This is a genomic window from Methylobacterium aerolatum, from assembly GCF_022179085.1.
GTDB classification, from domain to species: domain Bacteria; phylum Pseudomonadota; class Alphaproteobacteria; order Rhizobiales; family Beijerinckiaceae; genus Methylobacterium; species Methylobacterium aerolatum.
In genome coordinates this window covers 140,131-151,071 of sequence record NZ_BPQE01000005.1, presented here as the reverse complement: position 1 = coordinate 151,071, position 10,941 = coordinate 140,131, and the positions used below count along the sequence as shown (strand labels likewise).

Here is a 10,941-nt window from a genome sequence, read left to right as displayed (position 1 = left end):
ATGGGGTATTCGGCGACTTGGCCGACCACGCCGCCGTTGCCGTGGCGCAGGGCACGGGAGCTGCGGTCGTAGGCGTCCTCGTAGGTGTCCCGGGCGTAGTCGGCGGCGTCGTCCGCCGCGCGGCGGACGGAGCGGCGGGCCCGGTCGAAGTGATCCTCGGCGGCGCCTTGCGCGCGGCGGGCACGGCCTTCAAGGTCGTCCGAGCCGACGAGGCCGCCGACCGTGTCGCGGATCCTGCCGCCGATGTCGCGGGCGGTGTCGGCGACCTGCTCGGCCGCGTCGCGCACCGTGTCCTTGGCCTGGCCGTACAGGTTTTCCGCCGAGCCGGCCGCCTCGCGGGCGCGGCCCTCGACCGAGTCCCGCTTCGAGCCGGTGAGGTCACCCACCGTGCTCTGGACCTTGCCGCCAAGCTCCTTGGCGGCACCCGTGATCCGATCCGTATCGACCATGTCGTTCTCCTGGTGTGTGGGAAAGGGGCGTCCCGTCCGCGGGGCCCCGTGAGGGGAAATCGTCAGTCCCGCGCCGAGCCGGTCGGCTTGGTGCGGGCGGTCTCGGCGGCGTGGGCCTCACGCTTCTGCCGACGTCCCTCGGCCTCGATCCGGGAATCGCCCGTGAGCTTGCCGAGGGCTTCCTTGACCGAGCCCTTGAGATGCTCGGTCGAAGTCGAATTCTTGTCTTCGGCCATGGGAACTCCGTACCGTTCGAGGAAACCATGCACCGCCGGGGAGATGATTTCGCGAACTCCAAAATCAATGGGTGTATTATACTGGTAGGATAGTTATTTTATCTCGCCGGATTGCAGGGGAAATCCGTTCTCCCGGCCCCAGACCACTGCCTCGCTGCGCTTGTGGACGCCGAGCTTGCGGTAGAGGGCGGCACCGTGGTTGCGCACGGTGTTGCGCGACAAGTCGAGCTTGCGGGCGATGGCTTCGTCGTCGAGGCCGGAGCAGATCAGGTTGAGGATCTGCCGCTCGCGCATCGTGAGGTTGAGCGCCAGGGCGTCCGACCGGGTGACGTCCGGGCGGCGCAGGTTGGCGAGCTTCTCGATGAGGCCGCGGCTGAACCACGAGGTGTCCGCCATCACCGTCTCGATGGCGTCGAACAACTCGCGCTCCGTGTGCTTCCGGTCGGTGATGTCCTGCATCACCAGCAGGACGAAGGGATCGTCCTCGATCTCGATGCGCTCGGCCGAGACGAGGCAATCGAGGTTCGCCCCGCTCTCGTGGCGCAGGCAGACCTCGACGCCGAGGACGTAGCCCTGTCGCTCGAGCGCGGCCTCGACGGCCTCGCGCTGCCGCTCGTTCACCCACAGCCCGGCCTCGTCGAGGTTGCGCCCGATCACCGTGTCTTCGCCGAGGCCGAAGACGCGGGTGAAGGCTTCGTTGATGCCGGTGACATGGAGATCCTTGCCCCGCGCCAGCACGGTCGGCACGGGGGTGAGGCGGAAAGCCTTGGCGAAGCGCGCCTCGCTCTGGCGGAGCGCGGTCTCGGCCTTCCGGCGCAGTTCGAGGTCGGCGAAGGTGAAGAGCATGCAGGGCTCCTCGCCCAGCTCGATCGGTTGGCCCGCCACGATGACGAAGCGGCTGCCGCCGTCGGGCAGGCGCAGGCACGCCTCCATCTGCGGGATGGTCCCGCCCTCCTTCAGGCGGCTGACCGCGAGGTCGCGGTTGCGCGCCTCGGCCAGGACATCGACCTCGTAGACGCTGCGGCCGATCACGGCGTCGCGGGTGAAACCGGTCATCTCCAAAAAGCCGGCATTCACCTTCACGTGGCGCAGGTCCGACAGGCGGGTGATCACCGCCGGGGCGGGATTGGCGTTGAAGGTCGCTTCGAAGCGGTCCTCGGCCTCGAACTGGTCGGTGACGTCCTTCAGGATGAGGGCGAGGCAGCTCGGTTTGCCTTCCCGGTCGGTGGCCACGAGGCTGCGCAGGGAGTGCACGAAGTCCATCTCGGGCTTGTCGGCCCGGCGGACCTCCACGACCACGTCGTGGAATTGCTCGCCCGCCACCACCCGCTCGATCGGGTACTGGTTCGGGGTGACGTGGTTGCGGTAGCGCAGGCAGAAGCGCTCGCGGTAATCGTCCACGGTGGGACCGAGCTCGTCGAGGCTGCCGGCGCCGTGCATGGCCAGCGCGGCCTCGTTGGCATAGGCGATGGTCTGGTCGGGTTCGACCAGGATTACGCCCTCGCTCAGGCCGGCGATGATCTGCCGGAGTTCATGCCTGTCGACGCCCGCCGTCACGGCCCACACCCTCCTTCGTGCGACCGCTGCCCGTACGGCAGCGACCCACAAACAGGTTGCGCGCAAGTCGGTTCCAAAAATTTATGTTATGATCCTGGTACGCACGTATCATTGACGGCGCGGTGCGCGACCAAAAATGAGGCGCAGCTAGTCCGCCAGGCCGATGCCGGTCCCGGGCATGCACACAGTCATCGGTGAGCGTAGTATCGTGTCGCATCGTGTCGAACACTTGCGTTCGCCCGCAGTTCACGACGCCGTCATCTCGTACGGCGGCGGCGACCTGGGGCGAGACCTTCCGAGTTTCTCGTTGGACGTTCCGGAGGTCGATGAGGCGTCGCCCCTCGGCCTCGTCCTGCGCCGCCTCTCGCAGGCGCTGGATGCGGCGGAGACCCGGGCGGAGCGGCGCTTCGGCGCGGATCTCGTCGGCGTCCTGCCGGACCTGCGCCGGTTCGCCCTGTCGGTGACCCGGGATGCGGTGGAGAGCGAGGACTTGGTGCAGTTCACCCTGCTCAAGGCCTGGGAGCATCGGACCAGCTTCAAGCCGGGCACGAGCCTGAAGGCGTGGCTGTTCACGATCATGCGCAACGGGCACGTCAATTGTCGCCGGAAGTACCGCCGGGAGGTCCCGGATCCCGAGGGTTCCTACGCGGCGGGGCTCGCGTGCCTGGCGGACCAGGAGCATCGCCTCGATGTCCGGGACGTCCAGGAGGCCCTCGATAGGCTGGAGCCGAGTCAGAGGGAGGCCCTTCTCCTGGTGGCGGTGGAGGACCTGACCTACGAGGCCGCCGCGATGCTGATCGGCTGCCCTGCGGGCACGGTGAAAAGCCGGGTCAGCCGCGCCCGCGACCGTCTCGCCGCCGACCTCGGTATCGGCTGACCCGCGGCCCCCCGGTCGGCCCATGGCCCCGCGCCCACGGCGAAGAACCGGCCGATACCGGTAGAGCCGTCTCTGTGAGCGGGGGCGCAGCCCGCTTATATCACGTTCGACGGAGGTCCGGGACGGTCCGGGTCTTCGACACCGTTTCCGAGGTCGTACCGGGCGTTCCATCCGATCAGCGTCCGGGATGGCCGCGAGGCCGGGCGCCTGCGCCACGCCAGGCGCGCGCCCGGCCCGTTGCGCCGCCTACCCGTCCGAGGGCGAGCCCCTCCAAGCGCGAGCACTGTTCTCAAACGGCCTCTCCCGGCGGCCACCGTGGAGAAAGGCGGGGAGGTCTCGTTTCGTCTCGGATCGCATCCCTCGCCGCCGTCGCGCGGAGCGACGGCGACGCGACGGATGCGAGGATGACGAGACCTGCGTCGGCAGGCCATTGAACCGGTTTGATGAGCTGACGGCAGGACAAGATGTTCTGCCTGTCGCCTTCTCAGCGGGAGTGCCGGCAGAGCTACCCATGGCACCGGATCGCTTCGAGGCTTGGTGCTTGCCCGGACTGCTATGACTCAGTCGCAGAGACGCTAAGGATCGCCCTGACGCTGATCAGTGCCCTGCGCACAGCGGTTGTGAGTGCCCCGATCGATGACCGGACATTGCACGGTGTTGCCGATTTGGCAGCGCTGTGAACTATTTAGCGAGGAAGTTGTAGGGCGACAAGCTAGTTGGAACACAAGTCGCTGCTCTTCCCTCTGTGAGCCCCGCCTTCGGCGACAGCAGTCTGGAACAAAACGACAGGCTGTTTGGAACAACCGCAGCCTTGCGACAAGCTATTTGGAACATGATCTACGCGTAAGAGGGGTTCCAGAAGGAGTGCGGCCGGGCAACCGTAGCCGCTCTCCTCGGCATGGATACCCACCCGGATCTCAGTGCTTGGCTCTGCGCTGTCAGGCGGCGGCGTCGGTATGGGCGCCAGCCATCCGCATCCGGTAGCCTGCAGTCTCCAGCCACTCGAACCAGGTCTGCCACGACGTCGTATCGCGGTGCGCAAACCCGCTTCGTTCGACGCGTCTCTCGGCCGGGGCGCTCGGGCCCTTTTCCAGGGTAATCACTGCGCGTCCGTCACAGCCCATGTCGATGGCTATCACCGTGCGGCGGTCACCGCTGCGCATGCGGACCTCCGGCCCGTTGGGGATCCTGGCGAGCCTGAAGACGGATGAGCGCGCGACCAGATGGTCTCCGAAGGCCGTCCAAAAGGTGGACCAACCGGTCGAGGGTTGGGCCAGTGGGTCGCGCACGAGACCGAGCGCGCGAGTGACCTGCGACCGCATCACCATAGCCATAAGGCCCTCGCTCCCTGGCTTCTTCACCAGGATGTCGACCCCGAGGTCCCTCAGCCTCCGGACCGCATCTGTCCGCCCACAGTCCAGAACGTCGGCGTACGCGACGGCAGGCGCGTAGGTGGTGATGACGCGCTGAAGGGATTGCTCGTCGATGCGCTCGCGGGTCGTCCCGCTCTCCTCCGGCGTCAGGGTTCGGAGGTATCCGTCGTCGACGAGACCGCCAAGGGTCGCCATGTTGACCCCGATCAGGGCCGCGGCGTCGCATCGAGTGAGACCGGGGCGGGTCGTCTGGCGGCGCATCCGGCCACCGGGCTCGGAAAGGGGTTGCGGGCCAGATCCGGAGGACCCCACGGCGGGTGGCTCGAACAGCAGCGCCGCTAGGCCCGTTTGGTCAGGATCCCGACCAACGGGACGGACGGTGCCGGTCTTCCAGAGCGCGATGACCTCCGGGCGCCACTGGCGGGTGGAATCGGCGTACTCGGACAGGCTCATCAGGCCATCCGTGCCGCTTTCAACGACCGTCAGGTCCTCGTCTGGGAGGAGCGCTTCGACCTCCTCCCGCCTGTACCTGTCGCTCGCCACGGTAGGACCGCCAAGCCTGCAGAGCGGCGTGATCAGCCCCTGCCGTGCGAGGGCATCGAGTTCGGTCGTCCGAAGTCCGAGGATCCGGGCGGCGTCCGCCCTCGGCACGCAACTCGCCAGAGCCTCCTGCATCGCCGGCACTGTGGACGCGTCGTACCTCACGAAGCGGTCGCGAGACGGGAGGGGCCGGATCCCGAGGCGCTCGGAGATGGGGCGGACGAAGCGAGAGTGGAGACCGCACGCCCGGGCGACCTCGTCCTGGTGAAGGAAGGGGACCTTCTCATCGACCCCTTCCAAGGTGGTGGCGGATCGGGCGAAGGCACCCCGTCGGCGCGCGACCCGCGCTGCAGCGGTGCGGATGGCTTCAAGCTGGTAGGGCTGGTTCCGGGTGAAGAAGATGGCCTTGTAGAGCCAGCCATAGGCATGCCCCGCACCCCACTGGCTCCCGCCCGCGCCGATTCGATTTTCGCTTTCCAAGGCGACCTGATCGAAGAGCCTATCGAGCGCGTCAGGACCGCCTGACAGGACATCGAATCCCGCCCGAACGACATCCTTCCGCGCGAAGCCGGGGGCGCCGATCCTTGGTGCAGCGACGCGCCATCCGCCCAGGCTCGCCCTGCCGAGGAACTCCACGGTGTCGATGGCCATCAAGATGGGGACATCGGCAAGGAGCGGGACGTCGAGCGGCTCGTCGACGCCGAGGCAGCCCAGCAGCCACGCCTCGAAGGAGATGAGCGGCGATTGGAGGCGGGGCAGCGGTCGGGCGATCATCGTGCCGTCGGGCGCCCGGTCGAGATGGGGATGCCACCATGCCAGCGGGCCATCGAGGCCGCCCACGATCTCACAGCCGTGGTGGGGGCACACCGTGAAGGCAAGAAGGCTGTGATACGTGCGGTGGTGCGGGCTCTCCGCCAGGCAGCCGGGGCAGACCCTGGGCGCCTCGGACCAATGCCGGCGCCGGACCTCGACGCCCAGCAGCCGGACGGTCCTGGCCTTTACGACCGGCGTCGCATGGACGAGGGCCTGCATGCCAGCGATGTCGAGATGGGACACGGCATCCAGGCAGTCGGCCGGCGTCATCTCCCGGCCGTCGAAGCCCATGTCGGTCGCGAGGACGCGCGCGCTGATCTGCAAGTTGTGTCCGGCGAGCCGCGAGAAATACGCCGTCGCGGGCTCATGTTCTCCGGGCTCGTGCCAGCGCTGGATGAGGTGGCGGCGCAGCGGCCTTTCCCGGGTCACGACCGCTTCCTCGGGCGCTTCTTGTCGAACATGCGCTTCTGGGTCTGCTCGGCTACGAAGTCCGACTGAGCGTCGTCGCCTTCGTCCTCGTCGAGGTCGACACGCTCGGGGTCGATCCGGTCTTGGAAGTGCACGAACTTCGCCCCTGGGGGCATCCGCAGCTTGGCGGCATAGATCAGATGCTTGTCTTCGATCTGGTCCGCAGCTTCGTTGATGGCCTCGTAGGAGGCAGCCGTGATGATGTTCATCATGCGGCCGATTAGGCCGCCGGACAGGTCGTAGAAGTGGGCCGCCCGCTCAATGGAAGCGAGACCCGACTTCGTCCGAAAAGGGAGCCGGTTGTCGATCCCGTCGAGGAGGAGGCGAACCTTCTCGCGCTCGCTGGGGATCCTCCAGCGGTAAGGGCGGAGCACCGCGTTAGGGAGGCCGCCCCGGCCCTCGATCTGCTCGGCCCCGGCCAGGATACCGTACAGACCCATACGGCCCGAACACAGCACGTTGCAGGTCCCGCTGTCGAGCAGACCCTTGATGAACCCCATCGTCTTCTTGATGTACCCGGTGCGGGGGCTCGACAAGCTATTATCGATGTCGTCGAGGATGATCAGTTCTACGCGATGATCCGGCAGGGCCTCGATGGCCATATCCATCAAGACCTGGGTCTTGACCTTCGGGATGGATCGGTAGCCCAGCGCGTAGTGAAGGTAGGAGGCGACGTCGTGCGGCGTCATCTCGTTCTTGATCTCGATGTACACGACCGGCCGGGTCATCGCCCTGTCGCCTCGCTCGGATGGGAACGAAGAAGCGTAGTCCTGTAGGAGAAAAGACTTTCCGGCCCTGCTCTCGCCTAAGAGCGCGCCAAGGTTGCCCTTGTCGTGGGTCCCCCCGATTACCGGCCTGTGGAACGCGCTGACGAAGCCATAGGCATCCTTGTAGCTTGGGTACCGGACCAGGACCGACGCCACGAGGGCCTGACGGTCGACGGGCGGTAGTTGGGACACCCGTGCCCGCTCCGCGCCAGTCAGCTTCGTATCGTTGAAGTTTGTGATTGCCTTCATCACACGTCGTCCCAGTCAGAATTGGTGTTTCGGATCGCGTCGAGGTCTGAGCTCGATGTTGAGGGAGGCGCCTTGACTGCCGCCTGAGCCGCGTCCTTCTTGGGCATGCGCGCGATCTTCTTCGGGGGGCGGCCGGGCTCGGCCTCGACCTGACGCACGCGCTCCGGGTTCTCCCGCATGCGGCGGTTCAGGTTCGAGGCTTGCGGCGACCGGACTTCCGGGGCCTTCACGAAGGAAGGATCCTCGATATCCAGGGGCTCGGCGCTGGCCGTGGCGCTGTCGTTCGCAGGCGTGACCCTGCTCCGGATGCGCTTGGCCTTCTGCTGCCCGAGGAAGCGGGCCAGCTTCCGTTCGATGCCCTGCACGTTGCGCCGCTTCCGCAAACGCTCGATCTCGACGAGCATCTGCCCGCGGGTCCGCAGGAGGCCGTCGATGTCCACGAACTGTCGGACCGTACGGAGGTGGTGTGCGATGATTACCGCGTGCTGGTGCTGCGTCAGGCCAGCGGCGTAATCTTGGCGGACCGCCGGAACCTCAATCGAGAGCTTCCGGTAGGGGTCGAAAACCCAGATCCGCGACAGATCCTTCGGGTCGCGGGTGACACGGTACAGGGTGCCCTTGTGCTTACCCTTGCCCGGCTTGTGCTTGGGGTGCGTGAGGATGGGGATCAACTCATCGGATTGGTACCTGATGTAATCCCAGTCGATTCCGTAGTGCTGGACGGTGCGGTGGTCGACGTCGCCGGCCAGGGACGCGAAGGTGTCGGGGTGCGGCAGGTCCCGGATCTTGACCTTGCCGATCTCCTGCCGCCAGAGCCGGATCGGGACATCGGGAAGCGTACGGAGCGGTCCCAATCCCGTATGGGGCGCCCAATGGTGCTCGTCGCAGATGTACGTGACGAGGAAGGCCTCGAACTCGCGCAGGGTCAGGGCCGGCGGTTCGAGCGCCTCCTCGTGCTCCCGGCGCTCGGCGGTGTTCGAGAGGGTGGTGCCTGGGACGGCGTGGGCGACCCTGCTATTCAGGATGCCGAACAGCCTCTCTTGGGCGCCCTTCATCCAGGGCTCGCCGGGCCGCAGCTCAACGACCTCGAACCGCAACTCGTTGGCGGCGTGGGCGATGCTGACGCCCAAGAAATGCATCGCATTGTCGACGAACATCCGGCGCCAGCGGCCTCGGCAAGGCCAGCCGGTCTTTACGGATGGGAAGGCGCTCAAATCCTTCTCGTACATCGCGTGGCGGACGGCCTCGATGAACGATGCGAAGCTCGGCATCTCCCACCCGATCCCGAGCCCGAGGACCATGCCGGTCCGGCGACAGCGGATCGTGATGACGTCCGGACGACCGAAGACGATGTCCGACTGGTCGTCGATCAGCTGGACGTCGAAAGTCGTGTGGTCGACCTCGACCTCTTCCATGGGCAGCGCGGGGAGCGGCCTCTCGTAGTAGGCGGCATTCGCGCGTCCGGCCTTGCCTCCACCCTTGCGGAGATAGTCCTTGATATACTTGTCGACCTTTGCGAGCTCGCGCTCCATCGTGCGAAGGCTCGGGAGCGCGACGTTGCCATCCGGGTAGTTCTCGTCCGCCCAGATGCGCAGCAGGGCCAGCACGTCGCTCGCGCTGCCCTTCGGCAACAAGAGTGCGCGGTAGGTGCAGGACCTCATCGCCGCCAGCAGCTTGGGCGCCCATGGCTGCTGGGTGTTGGCGTAGCGCCGCTTCCGAATAAGGGCCGCCTTGCCCAGGACGTCCCCGCCGACTAGCCACTTCTCGACCTGACGCATGACCGTGGACGGACTGGGCGGCTTCTCTCCCCGTCTTTCGGCCACCTCCTTGATAATGGGACGGAGCTTCGGTCGGGACTTCTTGTAGCCGCCAGGCATCCCGTAGCAGGCGACAACGTAGTCCAAGTGGCAATCGGCGTAGCGCGACTCCTCTTCGGTTAGGCCGAGGTTCGTCGGCCTTTCCCGACGCGGCCGGTCCGGGTCCTCGTTGAGAAGCTCGAAGCGAAACCGGCCTTCCTTCTGCAGGAAGGCGATCTCGCTGTCGGTGAGGAAGACCTGGGCACCGCTCGGGATCTCGGAAAAGCGCAGAATCCGCGGCCCGGCAGGACGCCTGGAAGTGGCCGGCCTGCCGGGGATCGCTCGCTCGAACTCAACGAGCCGGACGCCATCGTCCGCCCCACCGAGCGAGACGATGTCGCCCACGCGGAGCTCGTAAGCCGGGCCGTCATCGGGGCGCAGGTCCAACAGTGCGTCGAGGCTGGGAAGGCTCAGTCGGCCCGACATCACACGACGGGCCCATCTCGGACGATGGTCCGGTCGTCGAAGAGGTGGCTCATGTCGAGGCTGATCTCGCCGTCCATGGCGAGCTCCATCAGGGCGGAGAATGCGGGGTCCCGGACGCCGTCTGTGCTGAGGCCAGAAGCGGCACGGATGGCGCCGATGGTGCTGGGCAGTCCCACGCGACCGATGGCGCCGCGCACCGCCGTCACGGCGGGGGCGTTCTCCGCCGGCGCCCGGTGCAGCAGCATGATGGCGACGTTCGTCCGCCGCGGCTCGACGTGGATGTGCTCCTCGGTCAGGACCACGAAATGCGCGCCGTGATCGACCCGGTAGGCCTCACGGATGACCGGCTCGACCTCCGCCCATTCGGGCAGCGACCTCAGCCAACTCCACTTGAAATCGACGACGACGACATTGCCTTCGACGGTGAGCACCGCGAGATCGGGCACGTACGTGTCGACCCTCGTCGAGCCGTCCGGCCCATCGACGTGGAAGGTCAGACGATGGGGCTGCGGGGCGACCCGAATGTAGCGAGGGTTCGTCTCGACATGGGCGAGGCCGTCCATCTCCAGCACGCTCTCCGTGCGGATGGGCTCGCGGACGAACGTATTGCTCGTTGCGAACTGCCCGGGACGGGAAATACGCTTGGTCTTCGCCTTGATCCGGCGCACTGGCTTCGCGCCGGCTGTAAGGCCGAGAGCGACCCTGTTCACTCGCGAACGGGGGCGCGTGGGAGCCTTCGACGAGGCGGTGGGCCGCTCATCGCCGATGCCAGCGGCATTCAGGGTGTCGTCGGAAGTACGCATCGTGGTCACCCGGTTTCGGGTGCCGCGGCCAAACGGGATCGTTCCGGATGGCTTGCCATCCGGTTGCTGTTGTGCACGATCGCCGTAGGTCCACGGCTTGTGGGACTGGCGAGTTCCGACGTGCTTGCCGGCGTTGGCGGAACTCGATGAAGAAGGGCGTCCCTGGAGCGATCTGGGGGCGCCCTTTTCGCTAGGGCAGCGGTTTCAGCATCAGGTCATCTCCGTGTGCCCGGACGGGCCGGGCCGGCTCGGCCGGATCGATCCCGGCCCCACGCATGCGAACGTAAGCCGCGTCGATCGCGGGATGGAAGGGGGCGCTCGTCGGAGCCCCGGCCTGCATCGAGTCGTGCAGATGCTTGCGGGGACGGCTGAACGGGCATCGCGTCAGGCCACACCATGGGGTCAGCCACGGCAGATGCGGGCGCGATCTTCGACGTGACGGCCTCATCGAGAGGCGGCGCCAGCCAGTGATCGCTCCAAGGTTTAGGGTGCCGTTGCATGGGAGCGGCGAGCGACAGCCTGTGCGG

The 10,941-nt window shown here is 66.8% G+C and carries 8 protein-coding genes; 1 reads left to right on the top strand and 7 read right to left on the bottom strand.

Translation table 11 applies throughout. The features are described from left to right. From MFF06_RS04595 to MFF06_RS04585, 3 genes are all read right to left on the bottom strand, one after another. On the bottom strand, positions 1 to 449 hold a 449-nt coding region (locus MFF06_RS04595; protein ID WP_238201834.1), incomplete at its 3' end, for a CsbD family protein. Positions 450 to 511: 62 nt separating this feature from the next. Then, positions 512 to 685 carry a CsbD family protein gene (locus tag MFF06_RS04590; RefSeq protein WP_238201833.1) on the bottom strand — a complete coding sequence of 58 codons (174 nt, stop codon included), beginning with the start codon at positions 683 to 685 and terminating at the stop codon, positions 512 to 514. A gap of 93 nt (positions 686 to 778) precedes the next feature. After that, the gene (locus tag MFF06_RS04585; protein WP_238201832.1) at positions 779 to 2,242 is read right to left on the bottom strand and encodes a helix-turn-helix transcriptional regulator; all 1,464 of its coding nucleotides are present in this window, start codon (positions 2,240 to 2,242) and stop codon (positions 779 to 781) included. Positions 2,243 to 2,549: 307 nt separating this feature from the next. Here MFF06_RS04585 and MFF06_RS04580 point away from each other — a divergent pair, with 307 nt between their 5' ends. Continuing rightward, complete coding sequence (locus MFF06_RS04580) at positions 2,550 to 3,119, top strand: sigma-70 family RNA polymerase sigma factor (RefSeq protein WP_238201831.1); 570 nt, start codon at positions 2,550 to 2,552, stop codon at positions 3,117 to 3,119. A 938-nt stretch (positions 3,120 to 4,057) separates the two neighbouring features. Here MFF06_RS04580 and MFF06_RS04575 read toward each other — a convergent pair. The 4 genes from MFF06_RS04575 to MFF06_RS04560 form a co-directional block, all read right to left on the bottom strand. Then, the gene (locus tag MFF06_RS04575) at positions 4,058 to 6,274 is read right to left on the bottom strand and encodes a TniQ family protein (protein WP_238201830.1); all 2,217 of its coding nucleotides are present in this window, start codon (positions 6,272 to 6,274) and stop codon (positions 4,058 to 4,060) included. Beyond that, positions 6,271 to 7,329, bottom strand: a complete 1,059-nt coding sequence (locus MFF06_RS04570; protein WP_238201829.1) for an AAA family ATPase — start codon at positions 7,327 to 7,329, stop codon at positions 6,271 to 6,273. Before MFF06_RS04570 ends, MFF06_RS04575 begins: the two co-directional genes overlap by 4 nt. After that, complete coding sequence (locus tag MFF06_RS04565; protein WP_238201828.1) at positions 7,329 to 9,530, bottom strand: TnsB C-terminal domain-containing protein; 2,202 nt, start codon at positions 9,528 to 9,530, stop codon at positions 7,329 to 7,331. The genes MFF06_RS04570 and MFF06_RS04565 overlap by 1 nt, the downstream gene beginning before the upstream one ends. 80 nt (positions 9,531 to 9,610) lie before the next feature. Then, positions 9,611 to 10,183, bottom strand: coding sequence for a hypothetical protein (locus tag MFF06_RS04560; protein WP_238201827.1), 573 nt, complete (start codon positions 10,181 to 10,183; stop codon positions 9,611 to 9,613). Positions 10,184 to 10,941 lie beyond the last annotated feature (758 nt).

Bases quoted from the DNA above. Each gene is read 5' to 3' on its own strand.
- MFF06_RS04570 (WP_238201829.1), bottom strand. From the start codon at position 7,329: ATGAAGGCAATCACAAACTTCAACGATACGAAGCTGACTGGCGCGGAG.
- MFF06_RS04590 (WP_238201833.1), bottom strand. From the start codon at position 685: ATGGCCGAAGACAAGAATTCGACTTCGACCGAGCATCTCAAGGGCTCG.